The sequence below is a fragment of the Alkalinema pantanalense CENA528 genome (assembly GCF_050753345.1).
Taxonomy (GTDB): domain Bacteria; phylum Cyanobacteriota; class Cyanobacteriia; order Leptolyngbyales; family Leptolyngbyaceae; genus Alkalinema; species Alkalinema pantanalense.
This window is the reverse complement of the sequence record NZ_JBLZFX010000009.1, coordinates 16,663-37,528: the sequence shown is the minus strand read 5'-3', so window position 1 is coordinate 37,528 and position 20,866 is coordinate 16,663. Positions and strand designations below refer to the sequence as shown.

At 48.5% G+C, this 20,866-nt stretch carries 14 protein-coding genes and 1 other RNA gene; 13 read left to right on the top strand and 2 right to left on the bottom strand.

Features of this window, described 5'->3' with window-relative positions:
* The first annotated feature begins 256 nt into the window (after positions 1 to 256).
* Positions 257 to 613, top strand: coding sequence for an STAS domain-containing protein (locus ACN4EG_RS04960; RefSeq protein WP_190569370.1), 357 nt, complete (start codon positions 257 to 259; stop codon positions 611 to 613).
* 178 nt (positions 614 to 791) lie between these two features.
* On the opposite strand, the gene ACN4EG_RS04955 is transcribed toward ACN4EG_RS04960, so the two are convergent.
* The gene (locus ACN4EG_RS04955) at positions 792 to 1,418 is read right to left on the bottom strand and encodes a chromophore lyase CpcT/CpeT (RefSeq protein WP_431628114.1); all 627 of its coding nucleotides are present in this window, start codon (positions 1,416 to 1,418) and stop codon (positions 792 to 794) included.
* A gap of 139 nt (positions 1,419 to 1,557) precedes the next feature.
* Here ACN4EG_RS04955 and tadA point away from each other — a divergent pair, with 139 nt between their 5' ends.
* The 11 genes from tadA (at position 1,558) to folP (ending at position 11,496) form a co-directional block, all read left to right on the top strand.
* On the top strand, positions 1,558 to 2,052 hold the full coding sequence (tadA, locus tag ACN4EG_RS04950; RefSeq protein ID WP_431628112.1) for a tRNA adenosine(34) deaminase TadA: 495 nt from the start codon (positions 1,558 to 1,560) through the stop codon (positions 2,050 to 2,052).
* Between the two features lie 99 nt (positions 2,053 to 2,151).
* Positions 2,152 to 2,799 carry a class I SAM-dependent methyltransferase gene (locus tag ACN4EG_RS04945; RefSeq protein WP_431628111.1) on the top strand — a complete coding sequence of 216 codons (648 nt, stop codon included), beginning with the start codon at positions 2,152 to 2,154 and terminating at the stop codon, positions 2,797 to 2,799.
* A gap of 247 nt (positions 2,800 to 3,046) precedes the next feature.
* Positions 3,047 to 3,394 (top strand): hypothetical protein, encoded by a 348-nt coding sequence (locus ACN4EG_RS04940; protein WP_431628110.1) that lies wholly within the window; start codon positions 3,047 to 3,049, stop codon positions 3,392 to 3,394.
* A gap of 190 nt (positions 3,395 to 3,584) precedes the next feature.
* Positions 3,585 to 5,051 (top strand): leucyl aminopeptidase, encoded by a 1,467-nt coding sequence (locus ACN4EG_RS04935; protein WP_431628109.1) that lies wholly within the window; start codon positions 3,585 to 3,587, stop codon positions 5,049 to 5,051.
* 167 nt (positions 5,052 to 5,218) lie between these two features.
* A complete protein-coding gene (locus tag ACN4EG_RS04930) occupies positions 5,219 to 5,896 on the top strand; it encodes a hypothetical protein (RefSeq protein ID WP_431628108.1) in 678 nt (225 codons plus the stop codon).
* Positions 5,897 to 6,000: 104 nt separating this feature from the next.
* Positions 6,001 to 6,394, top strand: an RNA gene (gene rnpB / locus ACN4EG_RS04925) — RNase P RNA component class A.
* Between the two features lie 947 nt (positions 6,395 to 7,341).
* Positions 7,342 to 7,959 (top strand): hypothetical protein, encoded by a 618-nt coding sequence (locus ACN4EG_RS04920; RefSeq protein WP_431628106.1) that lies wholly within the window; start codon positions 7,342 to 7,344, stop codon positions 7,957 to 7,959.
* Between the two features lie 94 nt (positions 7,960 to 8,053).
* Positions 8,054 to 8,812, top strand: coding sequence for a ribonuclease III (rnc, locus tag ACN4EG_RS04915; RefSeq protein WP_431628105.1), 759 nt, complete (start codon positions 8,054 to 8,056; stop codon positions 8,810 to 8,812).
* A gap of 3 nt (positions 8,813 to 8,815) precedes the next feature.
* Positions 8,816 to 9,868: a Gfo/Idh/MocA family protein gene (locus ACN4EG_RS04910; RefSeq protein WP_431628103.1), complete on the top strand. Its 1,053-nt coding sequence runs from the start codon at positions 8,816 to 8,818 to the stop codon at positions 9,866 to 9,868.
* Between the two features lie 8 nt (positions 9,869 to 9,876).
* Entirely contained in the window at positions 9,877 to 10,578 is a 702-nt protein-coding gene (locus tag ACN4EG_RS04905; protein ID WP_431628102.1) for a RibD family protein, read from the top strand.
* Positions 10,579 to 10,641: 63 nt separating this feature from the next.
* The gene (folP, locus tag ACN4EG_RS04900) at positions 10,642 to 11,496 is read left to right on the top strand and encodes a dihydropteroate synthase (protein ID WP_431628100.1); all 855 of its coding nucleotides are present in this window, start codon (positions 10,642 to 10,644) and stop codon (positions 11,494 to 11,496) included.
* 2 nt (positions 11,497 to 11,498) lie between these two features.
* Here folP and ACN4EG_RS04895 read toward each other — a convergent pair whose 3' ends face one another.
* Entirely contained in the window at positions 11,499 to 12,236 is a 738-nt protein-coding gene (locus ACN4EG_RS04895; RefSeq protein WP_431628099.1) for a class I SAM-dependent methyltransferase, read from the bottom strand.
* A gap of 558 nt (positions 12,237 to 12,794) precedes the next feature.
* On the opposite strand from ACN4EG_RS04895, the gene ACN4EG_RS04890 reads away from it, so the two are divergent.
* Complete coding sequence (locus ACN4EG_RS04890; protein WP_431628098.1) at positions 12,795 to 20,846, top strand: PAS domain S-box protein; 8,052 nt, start codon at positions 12,795 to 12,797, stop codon at positions 20,844 to 20,846.
* The last annotated feature ends 20 nt before the right edge of the window (positions 20,847 to 20,866 follow it).

Below are 20,866 nucleotides of genomic sequence, written 5' to 3'. Positions count from 1 at the left end.
GATAATGACCGGTAAGGTTAGCTGCTAACGATCCCGCCTTACTCAACACATTGGGCTATAACTTAGCCTAGTCAGCGCTGTAGTACTCAAACAGTCCTAATTATGAGGAATTTTAGAGAATGACTCAGCATTGAACTAATGGGAGAATCTAGGGTTTCTGTTTAGGCACAGCACTTTTTGGGCATAACTGAGTTATACCAGTGTCATTAAATCTCAGGGGAAAGCAGTGATTGACGTAGATCAGAGGTCAATACACATGGAGCAGAGAGTTCATACAACCCGTGATGGGAATAGCGTAATTGTCCTGACACCTGTTGGTCGGCTGGACATTACGACTGCATGGCAATTTCGTCTAACTTTGCAAGAGTGCATTTCTAAGCAAAGTCATCATGTTGTTGTCAATCTGGGACAAGTCAATTTTATTGACAGTTCCGGTCTAACCTCCTTGGTTGCAGGAATGCGAGATGCGGACAAGGTACGGGGCAGTTTCAGAATTTGTAACGTCCATCCCGAAGCTCGCTTGGTTTTCGAGGTAACGATGATGGATTCAGTATTCGAAATTTTTGAGACTGAGGAAGAAGCCTTAGAAGGAGTACCCAGAGGAGTTGCCTAAAGAAGCATCAGGTAACTCGCTTTAGCAACAGATACATAACTGGATTAATGTTTTCTAGTTATCAAAGAATTGTAAATCAGAAATCGTCAATAGATTTCGGTACATCCTTCATGATTAGCGTCATGGTTATTGATAAGTGTTTTCTACCATCGCCGATCGCAATTTCTAACGTTCAATTTTAGCGTCTCTGAAACTGGTAAGGCCCCATGAGTGCCCCCCAAATGGGTTCTCCAGTCTCTGGAGAAAGTCCCTCATCGTAACTGTAAAAAAAAGATTCAGCGACCCAAAACCCTAAGGCCACGTGGCCAGTTTTTCGTTCTCCGCGATCTAAGTAAGAAAACTGACAACAGGAACCTTCTGGCGCGATCGCGGCATAGCCAGGGCGTTCTATCCCAGAGCTTTCTATGATGTTTTTTGGTTGAACCTCCAAGGCGCATCCCGGAAGGAACTCAACATCGTCGGATGTTATGTCCTGGAGTTTTGTTGGGTTCTGTCCTGCGCCTTGGAATCGACTCGGATTTTTAAAGCCATAATATTGCACTTGAATCTGACTATTTTGGCCGTCACGCCCATATCCGTTTGGCGGGCTCTGTAGCCGAAGAAGGCGTTGGCGGTAAGGGTGATCAAGCTGAAGAATATTGGCTTGTTCAGCAAAAATTGTGATGCTATCTTCACTAAATAGAGGTGTGAGACGGTGCCATAGTCGCAGATGGACATACCAAATCGGATCAGCGATCGCTTGTTCACGATTATCAAACTCACCAAGGAGATACTGTGCCAATTTTTGTAGCTCAGGGCTAGGCATGGTTGTCAACTTGCTAGGGAAATTAAAATTCAGAAAGGACTGAAGATCGCGATCGTAAATTCATTATGCTTGCAATGATCCCAACGGAGATCTTAAATTAAACCTGGGATTGTTCACTCAACATTGTCAACATTTGACGGTGCCCTATTCAATTTTTCCGCCACCGATCGATCATCCTGAATATCTTCACCATCGCCGCTGGATGCTACGAGCATTAGAACTGGCAGAAGCAGCGGGGACAGCGGGTGATATCCCCGTGGGTGCGATTATTGTCGATCGCTCAGGAAACGTCTTAGCCGAAGCCAGTAATCGTCGGGAACGGGATCACGATCCGACGGCCCATGCGGAAATTTTGGCACTCCGACAAGCGGGAAAAGTTCGCCGTAACTGGCATTTGAATGACTGCACGCTCTATGTCACTTTGGAGCCCTGTCCCATGTGTGCAGGGGCGATCGGGTTGGCACGATTGGGGCAGTTAGTTTATGGAGCTGATGATTTAAAAGCGGGGGCTGTGCGCAGTGTGCTGAATATTCCCGATGGTCCGGCTTCTAACCATCGGCTCACGGTGATCAGTGGCATTTTGGAGCAATCTTGCCGAGAGCAACTGCAAAACTGGTTCAGGCTGCATCGATAGGCAGTCTAGGCTAAGGTCAGTTAACATAACTTTATACTTGCTGATGACGATTGCGCTCGGTTTAGTAAGTTCCCTAGTCTCACAGTTGGATCCAGCGTTATGCAACTTCGGCCTGAACAACGTACCAAGCTCGATGCCTCCGACGATCGTTTGTTTTACGACTATCCTCGGTTTGTCACCCATGTAGATGACGGTTTTATCCAACAATTGACAGATCTGTATCGCGATCGCCTACAACCGGGAATGCGGGTCTTGGACTTGATGAGCAGTTGGGTTTCGCACTTGCCGGAGGAAATGGAATTCTCCCACGTTGAAGGCCACGGATTGAATCCAGAAGAGCTGCAAAAAAATCCTCGGTTCAATCATTATTTTGTGCAAAATCTCAACGTTGATCTACAACTCCCCCTTGCGGATCAATCATTTGATGCAGTGCTGTGTACTGTGTCAGTGCAGTATTTGCAATATCCCGAAGCCATTTTTACTGAGATCTATCGCGTTCTCAAACCGAATGGACTTTGCATTGTCAGCTTTTCCAATCGCATGTTTTATCAAAAGGCGATCGCGGCTTGGCGAGATGGGTCTGAGGGCGATCGGGTAGAACTCGTCAAGTCCTATTTTGCAGCAATTCCTCGTTTCAGCACTCCGGAAGTGATTGCCTACCGATCGCAGGCTCCTGCAATTCTACAAATGATGGGTTTTGCCAGTGGTGATCCCTTCTATGCTGTGATTGCTCGACGGATGATGTAGATGCGGTTCAGTCAATCAGATGTCTCTCTAGTTCTGGTAAGCAGAATTTACAGTATTGAGAATGATATTAAGATTGTTAAATTAGTTACTTAGTCAAACAGAATTGTTGATACATCTATCAATATGGAAGTACAGACTGATTGTATATTTTTTAGTAAAACTATACAAAAGACCAACCTAAGTGCAGGGCAATGTTATGTACTGGGTCGTGATCAGATGGTCTTCTCGCTAAAGGTGCTGATATTAAATGACGAACGCTCAAGCTTTAGCTTTAGTACGCACCATCCATACCGTGATCTACATCATTATGGTCATGGCGATCGGCATTCTGCTGTACTCAGGAATCACAGGTTATACCGGAATCTGGCTTTGGATTTCACTAGCGCTGCTGACGATCGAAACTCTGGTTTTCTTCGGTAATGGGATGAAATGCCCATTAACGGCCCTCGCAGTGCGCTACGGAGCCGAAAAAGGCTATGCTTTCGACACCTTTCTACCTGAAAGCATCACTCGTCATACGTTCTGGTTCTTCGGTTTCCTCACCGTAGTAGGTGTCATATTAATCAGCCTCAGATGGCTTGGCGTGCTTGACTAATCGCGAGACTCCAAGCAAACACAGCAAGAAATTCGTCAATCCCACGCCTTGTATCCTGCCACAATCCCATCATCACCAAATTGTTCACTGCGAACTCTTAATAAACCTCGATCGCCCTGTCACACCCACATCTCCTTCGCCCTCTACAATGGAAAAACATTGTTAGACTCCATGAAAGAAGGGAATGCGCATGAAGGTACAAGGTTCAGCGATCGCGTTAACCGACTTTTCCGGTGACGGACTCGCGATCGGCCTCTTTGACAACCAACTCGAACTCAGCGGAGATCTCGCAGTTCTAGATGACACCCTTTCCGGCTTGATTAAAGAAGTCATTGCCGATGCAGAATTTAAAGGCAAACCCGGCAGTACTGTAACAACCCGTGTGGTGGGTAGCACCTTTAAGAAACTGATTTTGGTGGGCCTGGGCAAAGCTGATCAACTCAAACTGGATCACATGCGTCGCGCCGCTGCCACGATCGCAAAAACCGCCCGCCGCGAAAAATGCAAAACCCTGGGGATTGCCCTACCGACGGGAAACTTGGATGCCAGCAATGTCGCCCAAGCCATCACTGAGGGCGTCGAACTTGCTCTTTATAAAGATCTGCGCTTTAAGTCGGAAAAAGACGAAAATGGCCAAATTGAAACGGTCGAACTCATTGGCCTAGCTGGTCAAGAAGTCGCGATCGAAACCGCCCAAAAAATCTGTTCCGGGATCTTCCTAACCCGCGAATTGGTGGCAGCTCCGGCTAACTACGTCACCCCCATCACCATGGCGGAAATGGCCCAGGATTTGGCTAAAACCTACGGCATGGAATTGACCATTCTGGAGCAAGCAGACTGCGAAAAACTAGGTATGGGAGCCTTCCTTGGCGTCGCCCAAGCCTCAGACATTCCCCCCAAATTCATCCACTTGGTCTACAAACCCGCTGGAACCCCCCGCAAAAAAGTCGCGATCGTCGGCAAAGGCTTAACCTTTGACTCCGGTGGCTTGAACCTGAAAGTGGGAGCAGCCTCGATCGAAATGATGAAAACCGACATGGGCGGAGCCGGAGCTACCTTTGGAGCTGCCAAAGCGATCGGTGAACTCAAACCCGACGTGGAAGTACACTTCATCAGCGCCGTCACGGAAAACATGGTCAGTGGCAAAGCCATCCACCCCGGTGACATCCTCACTGCTTCCAATGGGAAAACGATCGAAATCAACAACACCGACGCCGAAGGTCGGCTCACCCTGGCTGACGCTTTGGTCTATACCGAAAAACTGGGCGTGGATGCGATCGTTGATCTCGCTACCCTGACTGGAGCCTGTGTAATCGCTCTGGGGAACGACATTGCAGGTCTGTGGAGTCCCAATGACGACCTTGCCAATGCCCTGCTGTCAGCATCCGAAACGGCGGGTGAAAAGCTGTGGCGCATGCCCATGGAAGAATCTTACTTCGACAGCATGAAGTCCCCCTTAGCGGATATGAAAAACACCGGAGCCCGAGCCGGGGGGGCCATCAGCGCGTCTGTCTTCCTGAAGCAATTCGTCAAAGACACACCCTGGGCGCACTTGGATGTGGCTGGCCCCGTTTGGGCCGATAAGGAAAATGGCTATAACGGCGTGGGGGCAACGGGTTATGGTGTGCGGCTGCTGGTGAACTGGGTGATGTCCTAATCAATCTTGATTCCATCTTGATTGAGTATATTGGGGCAACAGGGGATCCGATCGGATCCCTGATTTTTTATGCTTTCTAGTGCTGTTCAGCCCAACCTCAACAAAATACCAGTTCAATCTAGAAAACCAATGGTATAAGGGGAATGTTGATTCCTTGATGTGTCTACATGACCAGCACAGATCTTCTATTACTCACCATCTACTTTCTGTGTGTCACCTACGTGCTCTACCAGATCATCAACTCATTTAATGATGAATTCACAATCAAGCTAGAAAAAGGTGAGTTAGAAGAATGGCTCAACAAAATGAAGCTCAAGGATTGGGTTGAAATTAGCTTCAACTTCGATGGTCGCTACGAATTCGATAAGTTGAAGGAACTGGCCATTTCGATTAAAAACAAATCCAACGAGTACCCCATCTATGTTGATTGGGACTATAGCTCTATTACTGACCTAGATGGCAAAGCTCGCCGCGTCACTCGCCTAACCCCAGGAACAACCCTCGACCTGTTCCAAGACCAAGCCTTCAGCGCGATCGCCCCTGGCACTACCCTGAAGGAAAAAATCGTCGCTGAAGATATGCTGAAGCGCAAAGGGGACAATGGCGAAATGGAAATCGCCAAAACCTTAATTGACTTAAGTAAACCAGGAAAACCGGGGCCGCCCCTGACCCGATATTTAGAATTCATTGCCCTCCAGCGCACCCTTCAGTTTTCCCTCGATCTCGTCTTTCGGTTTGTAGATAATGACACCCCAGTCACAGGCTACCGTACCCGCGTACCCATGAAGTTCACGATGTCTAAGTTGCATTGGACAGCGGGATTGCCCTGGAATCCTAAAAAGTAATTCCGAACGAGCCCCAAAAGCCGTCAAACCCAGCGTTCAGGCAAATCCTCAGGCTAATCAAGCGATGGGAAGCCGTAGCCCCTGTAATACACTAGTAATAGAGAAGAGCCAGCGAGGCGGTTGCGGAGGGGATTCCCTCTGAGGAAAGTCCGGGCTCCCGAAAGACCAGACTTGCTGGGTAACGCCCAGTGCGAGCGATCGTGAGGATAGTGCCACAGAAACATACCGCCCCTAGGGTCTTAAATATTTAGGATCTGAAAGGTAAGGGTGCAAAGGTGCGGTAAGAGCGCACCAGCAGCATCGTGAGGTGCTGGCTCGGTAAACCCCGGTAGGGAGCAAGGCCGATGGAACCAAGGTTGGTCTTTTCCCGGTTCCGTTCCGCAGAGGCGACTTTGCGGAGTGCCGCTTGAGGCGGTTGGAAACAACTGTCCTAGATAGATAACTGCCCGCGTCAGCTTGCTGATGCGAACAGAACCCGGCTTATGTCTGACTCTTCTCTTTTTTGAACCCGTTTTTTCTTGTTAAGGCTAACTTGTCTCCAGGCTGACTTACAGCCCTTTGCTGAACTGATTGATAAGCAGCCTACAGCAGAACACACTTCAGGCATCGTATCTGCTCCTTGTCATTACGCCCACTGTCTCTAACCCCTGTCTCTAACCCCTGTCTCTAAACCCCCTGTCTCTAAGCCCCCTGTCTCTTCGGTACCCCATCATCCGTAGGAAAAGTTCATGGGGCGTTTATCTGTATTTTGATTGACTAGAATTTATTGATCAGTATCTATCGAATGGCATAGAGCTCTAAGGTTATCTCTCTAAGGTTATATGTAGATTTGTGTAAATCTCAAAGAGTACTGTTTTTTGTCAACCACTAGGTTTATGATTTTCTCAAGTCTTTTGTCAGGTGTAGGAAGATCTCCTCAATCTACCTTCTCTTCTGGTTATCGTCGGTATACCTATTTTTTCATTGATCACTTATAATTCCTGACTTTGCTTAGAGCACCTTAATTAAGGTGCTCTAAGTTGAGGTGCTCTAAATCCTCTTGTTAAGGTTGCCCCTAGCCTAGAGCAGTCTGTCGCCTAGGATTACAGCAGATAGGACTGTATCCCATGGAATCATAGGTATTTCTAGGACACAGTTTCGAGGACTATGGTTTCAAGGACACAGTTTCAGGCCAAGTTTTTAGTCCCCAAGGACTCCCATGATTAGCAAACTTTGCTCAATCTCAGGGGAAGGTTTGGGGTTTCTTTACAAACGCTGGAGTAATGTTTAAATTCAGCAAAGCTCCGCTTGCATTCGCTGTTGGGTGTCTAATCTAACCTAGGATGGAGATGCTGGAGAGGCTATTTCTCTGGTCTTTTAAAGACTTTGATTGGGCCACTGAGTTAATTCTTCATTCACCTTCGCAGTTGACCTGTTAACGACCTAATTCCATATAGGGTAAATTTGTGAATACCCCGTTGTTAACCCTAAACCCTAGCCAAGTGACTCCGGAAGGCAACCCAGGTTTTTTACTGACCGTTGGTGAGCAAAAACGGAGTGGCTTGATTCTGTGCAAGGAATTTCATGCTGAATTTGCTGGCCCAGGTGCAGCCGTTGCTTGTTCCGGTGAGCAATCCTATCAGGCCGTGATTGCGATCGGTGCACCGAATTTAGTGCCCGTGCAGGATTGGGAGGCTCGTCGCAAAGCCTATGGTTTACGAATCCAATGGGGACGTTGGCTACACAAAATTGCTGACCATCCCGATCCAGGCAGTCGAGTCGAGCGGTTGTTTGCGGGGCTAGAAGGCTTTTTTGGTCGCCAAGTCGTCATGAGCTTACCCACGGAAGTTTTAGCCCTGTTGGTCGGCGTTTTACCCAGTACCGTAGAAATGGTGCGGCGGCGGCAAGGTCATCCCAGTCGGTTTGACCCCACTACAATCATTTTCCCATCAGAGCAATTACAGATTACGACTTTGAATTTGGAGACCTTGTTTCACCAAGGGCATCCCCATCAGACGCCGTTAGGTCGTAATCTAACTTTGCAAGAAATTCATACAGTTTATGAAAAGCTTCAGTCTGCTTAACCAGGAAGTCTAGTGGATCTAGTCTGGTAAATCGATGGGTTTTGTCAGGATTTCGTGCGATGGTAGAAGCGGTATACTGCGCGATCGTCCCTCCATGAGCCTGCCCTATCCCCGTCGTCAAAAGCAACTGGTCAGCTTAGTCCATCGTTTAGGGTTGGATGAGCAGTTCGCGCTACGGTGGGATTTACTAGATTTGGCACTGACCCATTCCAGCGCCTCACCCACTGCAAACTATGAACAACTGGAATTTGTGGGGGATGCGGTGGTCAAGTTGGCTGCTGCGGCATTTTTGCTAAAAGAATATCCCCATTTAAAGGTCGGCGATTTCACGGCGATTCGATCGATTTTAGTCAGCGATCGCAATTTGGCCGCCATTGCAGACCAGTATGATTTCGAGCGTTACCTAGTTGTGGGGGGGAGTGCCGCTGCTGATAGCAATGGGAGAGAATCGCGCTTGGCTGATAGTTTTGAAGCAGTGCTGGCCGCCTTCTATCTCAGTTCACAGAATCTTGACTTCATTCATCCTTGGCTAGATCCATTGTTCCAGCAGAGCACTGAGAAAATTTTGGCCGATCCTGCCCGCAACAATTACAAAGCAGCGCTACAAACCCTAACTCAAGGGAAACAAAAGCTTTTGCCCGAATACCGCAGTCGTGAAATTCGCCCAGTTCATGGCGATCCTGAACGGTTTGAAGCAGAAGTTTGGCTACAAGGTCAGTGTTTAGGTGTCGGGCGGGGACGATCGATCAAAGCCGCTGAACAGGCTGCCGCGCAAATAGCCTTTGTCCAATTAAGTGCCCCTCACCCCCCACAGGGGAATGCTGAAGAGACATCTTCTTCCATTGAGTTCTAACCTATGCAGCCAATCAACGTGGCAATTTTTGGCCTAGGTCGCTGGGGCCAACATCTTTTGCGCAATTTTTTAGCCCACCCTCAAGCCAATGTGCAGGCGATCGTTGATCCCCTGCCAGCGAACTTAGATCGCATGGCCCAACAGTTTGGGTTGCAGGCATCAATCCAGCAACTGACGGACTGGAAAGCGGCGATCGAACTGCCGGATCTAGACGCTGTGGTGATTGCGACCCCTGCGGAAACACATTACCCGATGGTTCGGCAGGCACTTTTGACCGGCTTACATGTCTTGGCAGAGAAGCCCTTAACCTTGGATTCAGGCAGTGCCTTAGAACTGTGTCAATTGGCGGAAAAGGTGCAACGGCAACTGGTGATTGACCATACCTATCTTTTTCATCCAGCGGTATTGCGGGGAAAAGCGGCACTGGAGGCGCAGGCAATCGGCGATTTGCGCTACGGCTATGCCACCCGAACCCATTTGGCTCCAGTGCGGCAGGATGTAGATGCACTCTGGGATCTGGCCATTCACGATCTCGCAATTTTGAATCACTGGCTCGGAGAAAAACCCATCCGGGTGAGTGCTCGAGGCCAGGGCTGGCTGCAACCCCAGGCCACGAATCCCCACAGTACTGCCACTGGGTTAGCGGATGTTGTTTGGGCGACGGTGCAGTATCCCAGCGGCTTTCAGGCCACCATCCACTTGGCCTGGTTGAACAGTGATAAACAGCGGCGCTTGGCCTGTGTGGGAAGCCAGGGCACGATCGTGTTTGATGAGCTAGCTGCGGATCCCTTAGCAATCTACCGGGGTGAATTGCAGGCGCAAGGCGTGGGATTTGTCCCCATGAATCAGCAACGGGACGTTTTAGAACCGATCGGGCAGGAACCGTTGGCGCGAGTGTGCGATCATTTCTTAGCCTGTGTACAACAGAATCAATCCTCTACGATTTCCAGCGGATGGGTGGGGGCAGAGTTGATCCAGGTATTACAAGCACTGTCTCGATCGATGGAGCAGGCGGGCGCTTGGATAGACGTTGCACGATTAGCCGGGGAGGTGTGATTCAGAACATGAAGACTACTGTTGTGCTGGCCATGACAGCTGATGGCAAAATTGCCGATCGCGATCGCACCGCCGCCCGCTTTGGGTCACCACAGGATCAATGGCATTTGCAACAACAGGTGGCCCTGGCCGATGCCGTGCTATTCGGCGCGGGGACGCTGCGGGCCTATGGCACAACCCTGACGGTCCATCATCCCGACTTGCAGGCACAACGACTATCGCAGGGCAAACCGGAGCAGCCGATCCAAATGGTCTGTTCCCGGCAGGCTGTCTTTGATCCGACCTGGCGATTTTTCTCACAACCGATTCCCCGCTGGTTATTGACGACTGCGCGGGGGGCAATCGCTTGGCAAAATCACTCTGCCTTCGATCGGGTAGTCATAGTACCGGAGCGGCAGGATCCCGCGCAAGCCAACGATCAACCGTGGGACTGGCTTACCATTTTCCAACAGTTCTCGCAGGAGGGCATCGATCGGCTGGCGGTTCTGGGTGGCGGGGAATTGGTGGGCAGTTTGTTTGCAGCGGATTTAGTCAATGAATTGTGGTTAACGGTTTGTCCATTGATTCTGGGGGGAACGGCTGCGCCGAGTCCGGTGGCGGGGGCTGGTTTTTTAGCCAAGCAAGCGCCCCGATTGAAGTTATTAGCCGTCAAACCTGTGGAACAGGAAGTGTTTTTGCACTATCGCGTCTTGCGGGAAAATGAAGCGTGAGTTGCTTCTACACTAGAGAAGGTTTTGTTGCTGAAAGAATGACCTTTTGTTGGGATGAGTTCTATGCAAGCTTGGCATCTGCGCGATCGGGAATTTAATTGGGGTGAGCGAACCTATTTAATGGGTGTGTTGAATGTAACACCAGATAGTTTTAGTGATGGAGGCAAATTCACCACCGTTAATGCTGCAATCGCCCAAGCTCAACACATGCGGGATCATGGGGTGGATATTTTAGATATCGGAGGGCAATCCACTCGCCCCAATGCTGCGGATGTTAGCTTAGCGGAAGAGCTCGATCGCGTCATTCCAGTCATACAAGCCTTACGAACGAATCATCAATTTGATGGGATTCCCATTTCGATCGATACCACTAAAGCAGACGTAGCGAAAGCCGCAATCGCTGCCGGAGCAGATATTATTAATGATATTTCAGGCTCAACGTTTGATGAACAGATGCTGTCTACCGTCGCAGCCCTAGGCGTGCCTTTGATTTTGATGCATCTACGGGGAACACCCCAAACGATGCAGCAACTGACGGATTATGAGGATTTGATTGCAGAGATTATTGGTTTCCTCCAAGGGCGGATTACGGCAGCGATCGCGGCGGGAATTGCCCGTGATTTGCTTTGCATTGATCCGGGCATTGGTTTTGCCAAAACCACCGAGCAGAATCTTGAATTATTGCGTCAAGGCAGTGCATTTAAACAACTAGGCTGTCCAATTTTAATAGGTACGTCCCGCAAGAGTTTTATTGGGAAACTTCTCGATCAGCCCGATCCGACCCAGCGAGTGTGGGGAACAGCGGCAACGTGCTGTATGGCGATCGCCCAGGGAGCGGATATTTTGCGGGTGCATGATGTGGCGGAAATGTATGATGTGGTGCGGGTGGCCGATGCGTTATGGCGCGATCGAAGTTAATACTACTTATTGGATTTCCAGGCAATAAACGCAACATGGGCAGGCGGTAATTCAAACTCCCCGTATTGATGGATGATTTGAATCCGAAACCCTGCGTTTCGTAACATCTGAGCGACGTCTACCGCTGAATATAGTCGCATTTGATGCACAACATCTTCCCGCCTGTAATGTTCGTCTACCTTGCGTAAAGTTGTAATTCGCCGGGTCAGGATCGATCGACGCAGATCCTCTTCCTTCTCGACTAATACGATCCAATCTCTGCCCTCCCGAAAACTTTTGGTTGTACTCCCTTGCATGACTTGCCCAGGTTCCGCAATGTCAAAAATAAAAACTCCACCGGGAATCAAAGCATTGTATATTCGATCGAATAGTTCGACCAATGCTGAACAACCACTATCCGGATCACATAAATAATTGAGACATTCACCAATTGAAATAACTGCATGACAGGTTGAAAGTTCAGTTTTAAACAAAGACTCCACTCGAAACTCCACCGTAGGGACTCTGCACCGCGCCATCTCGATCAACGCCTCTGACAGATCGACACCTAACACTTGATAACCCGCTTTTGTCAGTTCCTGTGCCGATAGTCCACTGCCACACCCTAAGTCAACAACTAGCCCCTCTCGAATGTCATACTGAGCCAGAATGGCAAGGATTCCCGGAGCGGATTGGAGGGCATAATCACTATGCCCAACATCATGAATATAGGCTAGGTCTTCCTTATACCCATCTTGCATAATTGTGCTCCAATGGCTGACTCACCGAGGAATTACCGAGGAATTACCGAAAACAATCGTGTTGCCTCTCATCATTGCAGTTTAACGTTTCTGATTCCAGAATAACTACGGTTTGTTCTGTCTTCTACTGACTGGCAATTCGTTCAGTACAATCGAGCCAAGTCACTGGGTGATGAAAATCAGCGTTAGATAACGCCCTACAAAGACCAATATTGAATCATTCCAAACCACTCTGTTAACCGTAACGCCCCTTCCCGGAATACCACTGCTCCTCCGTGTTAGATATATCGTTGGATCCCAGATTATTGATGCACACAACAATTTCAAGATAGTTTCAAGATAGAAAGTGAGGCAGCGCAGATCCCAGAAACATAATGGATTTATTAGATTCTAGTAATCTTACCTCTGCCAAAGTTAGTAAGATAGAGGCAAGGATGATTCAGTCAAATTATCAATTTATTGTTCACTTTAGTTGATTTATCACCGGATGTTAAGTGCATAGGTGTTTCGTTCATAAGACAAGACTTCATTCATCGATCGACTATTGGCTTTTCTTGCATGGATCTTCAGGCGTTCTCACTGACCCAGGTTGACCTACAATCGACCATTCTTCGAGATCCCCTCGTCGTGGATGCCAGCACGACTGTGATGGAAGTGCTTGTTCAGATCAGTACGCTTACGAGCAGGCATGATTCCGCTCCATCCGTCTTAGAAGAGAGTCACCGATCTCGTTGTGCCGTAGTGGTGGAAGATGACCAAATTCTGGGAGTCGTGAGCGATCGAGACATCTTGAATCTTGTAGCGCAACAACAACCGATCACGCAAATTTCCCTGCGCCAACTCCTCCAGCAGCCAGCGCTTACCCTGAAGGAATCTGACCTCACAGATCTGGGCACAACCCTCCGATTCATGGAGCAAAATCAGCTAAGCCATTTACCGATCGTGGATGCTGACGATCGCTTAGCAGGGCTGATTACCTATGAGGATTTGCAGCAGCTTAGCCATTACAGCCAACGAATCAACGATCTCGTTCAAGTGCACAAAGACACTAACGAACAACTGCAAACAGAATTGATTGCACGACAGAAAGCAACGATCGAACTTCAGGAAAGTGAACGGCGCTATGCTGCGTTAGTGGCGGCTTCTCCCGTTGGAATTTTACATACCGATGCCGAAGGGATTTGCACCTACGTCAACGATCGCTACTGTGAAATTCTCGGAGTCCAACCATCCGCCCTAATTGGCCAACCCTGGCATCAAGCATATGCCCCAGACAATCAGATCCGCATTCATCAAGAATATGAACGATCGTTGCGTGAAAATCACCCCCTCCACATTGAATATCGGGTTCCGCTTTTTGATGGCAATGAAGGCTGGGTCTACGGTCAAGCAGCCGGTGTTTGTGACGCAGATGGGCAGGTAATCGGTTATGTTGGCACAATTACGGATATCAGCGATCGCAAACGGACAGAATTTCTGCTCGCCAGCCAACACAAAGTCCTCGAACGCATTGCGAAAGCAGAGCCACTGCCTAATATTTTGGATGCACTGCTACGAACCACAGAATTTCACCTACCGGGAACGCTGTGTTCGATTCTGCTGTGCCAAGAAGGACATTTACATTGCATAGCAGCCCCCAGCTTGCCTTCGGCCTATTGCAATACGGTAGATGGAGCACCCATTGGAGAAGGGGTTGGCTCCTGCGGTACAGCAGCCTTTCGCCGGGAGGTGGTCATTGTATCTGACATCACGACGGATCCGCTATGGCGAGACTATCAGGCATTAGCATTAACCTACGACTTGCGAGCCTGTTGGTCGGCTCCCATTGTTAGTAGTGAAGGGACAGTCCTTGGGGTTTTTGGAATTTATTATCGTGAGCAAAGAGTTCCCCAGTCCCAAGACTTAGAACGGCTACAGCAATCCGCTAACATTGCTGGAATTGAGATCGAGCGATCACAGGCGATCGAGGCACTCCATCAACTGAATCAGGAATTGGAACACAGGGTGGTGGAACGCACTGCCGCTCTCCAAGCGAGCGAAGAACGTTGGCAACTAGCCTTCAATGGTTCAAAAGCAGGCATTTGGGATTGGGATTTAGAAAATAATCTTAAGTTCTATTCCCGTGGCTGGAAGCAGAACCGTGGATATCAAGATGATGAAATTGGTGATGCAGTTGAGGAATGCGTCGGTCGAATTCATCCAGAGGACTATGAACGGGCAATGGCTGTGGTCGCCGCTCATCTAGCCGGGGAAACGGAGTGGTTTGAGTTGGAGTATCGCAGTCGCCACAAAGATGGTTCTTATATTTGGGTGCTGGATCGTGGGCAAGCAATGCGAGACGCCACGGGGCAAGCTGTACGAATGATTGGTTCAGAAATCGATATTACCGATCGTAAACAGGCTGAATTGGCCCTACAAGAAAGCGAAAAGCTTTACGCAACTCTAGCAGAAGTGTCCCCCGTGGCTGTTTGTCGGTTTGATGCACCCATGAATTGTGTGTATGTTAGCGATCGTTGGAGCGAATTGGCAGGTAGACCTGTTGAATCTGCATTAGGTCGAGGCTGGATTGAGGCGGTTCATCCTGAAGATCGAGAAAGGCTGTTAGCCCCTTGGAATAGTTCTGAGAACCACCCTGATTTAGTGCCCCTCATTGCGATGCAAGGAATTGAAGGGCGACATTTGCGTCCAGATGGTAGCGTTACCTGGGTGTATATTCAGGCTCGACCTGAATTCGATGCGCAGGGTCAAATATGCAGTTGCATCAGTACTTTGACAGATATCACCCAACTCAAGCAGATTGAAGCGGAACTCGCAGACAGTGAAGCCAAATTCCGCCGATTGGTAGAAGGGGGACAAGATGTCATTTGGGCATTGGATAGCCAATGGCGATTTACCTATTTATCACCCCAATTCAAATCGCTATCGGGGTGGGATACAAGGGACTGGATTGATCAACCCTGCATTGAGATAGTTTATCCAGACGATCGAGATCAGCTTCTAGCCCATCATGCCACCCAAAACCATCAATCAACCATAGCCTACCTTGAGTTCCGAATGCGTCATCGCGATCGGCCTTATGTTTGGGTAAGAATCAGTTCAACCACAATTCTTAACGAGGCTGGGGAAGTCATTGGTTATCAGGGAATTTTGGCAGATATTACCAATCGTAAGCGCATTGAAGCCGAACTCGCAGAAAGTGAAGCTAAGTTTCGGCGGTTAATTGAGGGCGGACAAGACGTCATTTGGTCGATCGATACACAGGATCGCTTCACCTATATTTCCCCTCAATTCAAAACACTCTTTGGTTGGGAACCCAGTGAGTGGATTGGTAGACCATCGCTGGAGGCCATCTATCCAGACGATCGCGATTGGTTAATCCAGAAACGCTCATTACGAACGGTTAACTCAGAGAATAGTTATCTAGAATTTCGTCATTGCCACCGAGATCGGCCCTATGTGTGGGTCAGAGCGAGCACAACGCCCGTTATGGATAGTAACGGCCAAGTTGTCAGTTATCAGGGCATTTTAACGGACATTACCGATCGTAAACTGGCTGAAATGGCCTTGCAGGAAAGTCAGGCGCAGTACCAACGGCTGACGGAAAATATTCCGGGGGTGATCTATCGCTATGTGCGCTACGCAGATGGAGGAGATTCTTTCACCTATTTAGGACCCTGTCTCTATGACATGTTTGAGCTAGAGCCCGAAGCCTTGCTGCAAACGACTCAAGCTCTGTGGGCTAGGGTACATCCAGACGATATCCCTCACCTGCAAGCGCTCATTCTGCAATCTGCTCAAACCTTGCAACCCTGCACCAAGGAATTTCGGTTAATTCTCGCCCAAGGCAGGATTAAGTGGATACAAGCTATTTCGCAACCCGAACACCAGAGCGATGGTGCGATTGCCTGGGATGGCATCTTTTTTGATATCACCGATCGTAAAATGGCTGAAATTGCGCTTCAGGAAAGTGAACGGCGCTATGCTAGCCTTGCGGCAGCGGCTCCTGTGGCCATTTTCCGCTTTGATGCTCAGCTTAACTGTACCTACGTCAACGAACGCTGGAGCGAAATGACAGGTAGATCGGTGGAGTCTGCCCTAGGGTTAGGCTGGCTTGATGCGGTACATCCAGAAGAACGCGAACAGGCCCGATCAGATCTAGCGCAGTTGCAGAACAATCTGGACTCCGATTTTCTACTGCTAACATCGGGAGAAGGTCGTCATTTGAACCCTGATGGGACGATTAACTGGTTCTATTCCAAGATTGTCCAAGAGTTGGATGATTCAGGGCAAGTGATTGGGTTTGTGGGCACCTTAACGGATATCACCGATCGCAAAACTGCTGAAATTGCACTGCGGGAAAGTGAGCGGCGGTATGCCAGTTTAACTGTTGCGGCCCCTGTCGCTATTTTCCGGTTTGATGCCCAGCTGAACTGCATTTACCTCAACGAACGCTGGAGTGAAATGACCGGACGTCCGATCGAATCAGGCTACGGGCTAGGTTGGATTGAGGCGATTCATCCCGACGATCGTGCCATGTTAGAGGCTATTACTTGGTCTGAAGCTAATGTGCAAGTCTTTCCACAAGCGATGTCCCTAGGTAGTTGGGAGGGTCGGCATTTACATCCCGATGGCACCATTACTTGGTTTTATGTTCAGACCGTGCGGGAGTTTGATGAGTCGGGGAATCTCCTAGGCTATGTTGGCACCTTGACGGATATTACCGATCGCAAAATCATTGAACAAGAACTCATTCTGAAACAAAATCATCTCGCAGCTTTACTCAATAACATTCCCCACATTGCTTGGATTAAGGATGAACAGAGTCGATTCATTGCCGTTAATCAACCCTTTGCCGAAGCCTGTGGCCTTGCAGCAGAAGAACTCGTTGGGCAGACTGACTATGATATTTGGCCTGATGATCTAGCACAAGCCTATCGGCAGGATGATTTTCAGGTTTTACGATCGGGCCAACGCAAGGTCGTTGAGGAGCGAGTTGCATTAGCCAATGGAACATTAGGCTGGCTGGAAACAACAAAAACACCTTTTAGAAATAACCAGGGCCATTTGGCAGGCACCGTTGGAATTGCGGCTGACATTACCGATCGCAAAAATGCAGAGATTGCGCTTCAAGACAGCGAACGTCGCTATTCCAGCCTTGCCAATGCTGTCCCCGTAGCGATTTACCGCTTTGATTCACCCTTAAACTGTGTCTATGTCAATGAGCGTTGGAGTGAAATGACCGGTCGCCCGATCGAAGCAGCCCTCGGGCAAGGATGGATTGATGCCTTACATCCTGACGATCGCGATCGTCTTCTCGCAACCTGGGAAAATTTATGTCAACAGGCTTCTCCAAGCACACAATCTTTGCAAGTAGGCGAATGGCGGCATCTACGACCGGATGGTACCGTCAATTGGTTTTATTCTCAAGTTGCCCAAGAGTTTGATGCAGCAGGTAATATCATTGGCTATGTTGGCACCTTGACCGATATCACCGATCGTAAAAACGCTGAACTTGCCCTTCAGGAAAGTGAACGCCGCTATGCTAGCCTTGCTGCTGCTGCTCCAGTGGCTATTTTCCGTTTTGATCAGCAACCTCTTAACTGCATTTACGTTAATGAACGCTGGAGTGAAATGACCGGGAAGCCTACGGAATCTGCCCTAGGCCAAGGCTGGCTAGATGCCATTCATCCAGATGAGCGCGAGGCAGTCATTGCAGCTTGGATGGAAGTCTATTCCCAGAAAAGCATCGGGAATCTTACGATATTAACCGGCAGAAGAGAAGGCCGTCATCTCCAACCAGATGGGACTGTAACTTGGTACTACGGTGAAGTTGCACGAGAGGTTGATCAACAGGGAAATGTCCTTGGTTATGTCGGAACACTGACCGATATCACCGATCGTAAAAACGCTGAAATTGCTCTACAAGAGAGCGAACGCCGTTATGTAAGTCTCGCTGCTGCGGCTCCAGTGGCTATTCTCCGCTTTGACGCTGAAATGCGTTGTACCTATCTCAACGATCGTTGGAGTGAAATGACGGATAGGCCACCAGAATCTGCCTTGGGTTACGGATGGATTGAAGCCATTCACCCGGACGATCGTGATTACTTAGCGAGTTGTTGGCAGGAAGCCAACGCCAACAACTCTACAGATGTCATCCGTTTAAGCAACTGGGAAGGTCGCCACCTCAAGCCCGATGGAACAATTAATTGGTTTGAAGTTCAGTCGGCACAGGAATTGGATGAGTCCGGCAATGTCGTTGGCTATGTGAGTACTTTGACAAATATCACAGAACGCAAAATTACAGAACAGGCTCTGCAAGAGAGCCAAGCCCAATTTCATCACATGACTGAAAATGTACCAGGGATGATTTATCGCTACGTGTTACATCCTGATGGTAGCGATGATCTGACCTATGTCAGTTCTCAAGTGCGTGAAATTTTTGAAGTGGAACCTGAAATTGCACTGCAAGAGGTAACTCAAGTTTGGGACAAAATTCATCCCGATGATGTTCCTATGTTAAGTGATGAAATTCGCCTATCTGCAAATACACTACAGCCTTTCACCAGTTCCTATCGCTTACTTTTACCTGAAAAGGGATTGCGCTGGGTTAAAAATATGTCCCATATCGAGCAATTAGAGAATGGTGATGTCGTTTGGGATGGCATTGTGGTTGATATCAGCGATCGTAAACGCATTGAGACCCAATTAGCGCAATCTCGCCAGAAATACTACAGCTTGATTCAATCGGTGAATGGAATTGTTTGGGAGTACGATCTCCAGACCGATCAATTTATCTTTGTTAGCCAAAAAGCAGAGGAAATACTCGGGTATCCCCTCTCGGATTGGCTCAATGAGCCCAATTTCTGGCGTAATCATGTCTATGCGGCTGACCTGAGTCAAGTTGAGCACCATTTCGATTGTGCGATTCAGGCTCAGAACAATTGTGAAATGGAATATCGGATGATTGCAGCCGATGGAAGCTTGGTGTGGTTCTATGATGTTTCCAGTCCGACCTTTGATGACCATGGCCAAATCACTCGATCGAGCGGCGTTTTAATCGATATTCGCGATCGTAAACAAGCAGAACAGGCATTACAGGCCCTTGCAGAACGACTGGAGTTTGCCCTAGAAGGGGCTAATATCGGCATTTGGGAATGGAGCGCAGCGAGTAATCGTTTAATTTGGGATAGTCGGATGTTTGCTCTGTATGGCGTTCAACCCGATGACTTTTCCGGTCAGTACGAAGACTGGCTCAATCGAGTCCATCCCGACGATCTCACCCAAGTGCAACAGATGGAACAACAATCTTTACGAGAACAAAGAAATAGCCTGGTAGAGTTTAGGATTCTCTGGCCCGATGGGACAGTCCGCTTTATTGAATCCCGGGCATTTAACCAGCGTAATGATCAAGGCGAAGTTATTAGAACAGTAGGTTTAAATCTAGATATCACCGATCGTAAACAAGCCGAACTTGCCCTGGAGCAGGAAGTGTTATGGCGAACTGCAATTTTTAACACCTCTTCCGATGGCATCCATATCCTAGACAGCGAAGCCAACCTCCTTGAAGCCAATGTCAGCTTCTTTCAAATGTTGGGGTATACCGCCGAAGAAGCCAGATATTTCAATGTTAGCGACTGGGATGCTAATTTGACGCGAGAAGAGGTTCAAGCCAATTTGCAAAACTTTTCCTGGGACACTTCTCGCATTAGAAAAATAGAAACCTTACATCGTCGTAAAGATGGCTCGATCTTTCCCGTTGAGATTTACGTCTGCCAGATGGAATGGAATGGACTACAATCCTTCATCTGTATTTCCCGCGATATTTCTGAACGTAAACAAGCTGAAGCCCAATTAAGAAATACCAACGAAGAATTACTACGTGCTACCAGGCTCAAAGATGAATTTCTAGCGAATATGAGTCACGAATTGCGCACTCCCTTAAATGCAATTCTAGGAATGTCCGAAGCGCTGCAAGAGCAGATCTTTGGCCCCCTCAACGATCGGCAACTGCGATCCCTTAAAACGATTGAAACCAGTGGCAATCACCTTTTAGCGCTGATTAACGACATTCTCGATGTTGCCAAAATTGAATCTGGTCAAGTTACCCTAGACTGTCAGCCAACCAATCTCAAACTACTATGCCAGTCCAGTTTGACCTTTATTAAACAACAAGCCTTCAAAAAGAATATTCAGGTTGATCTGCAATTGCCAACCCAACTACCTCACATCTGTATAGATGAGCGTCGTATCCGACAGGTACTCATTAACTTACTCACCAATGCAGTCAAATTTACCCCCGAGAATGGACAAATTATCGTAACGGTCAATGGTTCGATCGACAATAATATAATGCAAATCAGCATTCGTGATACAGGCATTGGAATTGCGCCAGAAGATCAAGCCCAGTTGTTCCAGCCGTTCATGCAAATTGATAGTGCTCTCAACCGTCAATATACAGGCACTGGCTTAGGTTTGGCCCTCGTCAAACAGATTGTAGAACTCCACGGTGGCGAAGTTCACCTCACCAGCGAAGTTGACGTTGGTAGCTGTTTCACGATCGAGCTACCCTGTATCCCCCCTTCTGAAACCCTCATTCCGCCTCAATCTTGAAGCGGTTGCACTGTATGTAC

Bases quoted from the DNA above. Each gene is read 5' to 3' on its own strand.
- ACN4EG_RS04895 (WP_431628099.1), bottom strand. From the start codon at position 12,236: ATGCAAGATGGGTATAAGGAAGACCTAGCCTATATTCATGATGTTGGG.
- folP (WP_431628100.1), top strand. From the start codon at position 10,642: ATGCAAGCTTGGCATCTGCGCGATCGGGAATTTAATTGGGGTGAGCGA.
- rnc (WP_431628105.1), top strand. From the start codon at position 8,054: ATGAGCCTGCCCTATCCCCGTCGTCAAAAGCAACTGGTCAGCTTAGTC.
- ACN4EG_RS04910 (WP_431628103.1), top strand. From the start codon at position 8,816: ATGCAGCCAATCAACGTGGCAATTTTTGGCCTAGGTCGCTGGGGCCAA.
- ACN4EG_RS04905 (WP_431628102.1), top strand. From the start codon at position 9,877: ATGAAGACTACTGTTGTGCTGGCCATGACAGCTGATGGCAAAATTGCC.
- ACN4EG_RS04940 (WP_431628110.1), top strand. From the start codon at position 3,047: ATGACGAACGCTCAAGCTTTAGCTTTAGTACGCACCATCCATACCGTG.
- ACN4EG_RS04955 (WP_431628114.1), bottom strand. From the start codon at position 1,418: ATGCCTAGCCCTGAGCTACAAAAATTGGCACAGTATCTCCTTGGTGAG.
- ACN4EG_RS04945 (WP_431628111.1), top strand. From the start codon at position 2,152: ATGCAACTTCGGCCTGAACAACGTACCAAGCTCGATGCCTCCGACGAT.
- ACN4EG_RS04960 (WP_190569370.1), top strand. From the start codon at position 257: ATGGAGCAGAGAGTTCATACAACCCGTGATGGGAATAGCGTAATTGTC.
- ACN4EG_RS04930 (WP_431628108.1), top strand. From the start codon at position 5,219: ATGACCAGCACAGATCTTCTATTACTCACCATCTACTTTCTGTGTGTC.
- ACN4EG_RS04890 (WP_431628098.1), top strand. From the start codon at position 12,795: ATGGATCTTCAGGCGTTCTCACTGACCCAGGTTGACCTACAATCGACC.
- ACN4EG_RS04935 (WP_431628109.1), top strand. From the start codon at position 3,585: ATGAAGGTACAAGGTTCAGCGATCGCGTTAACCGACTTTTCCGGTGAC.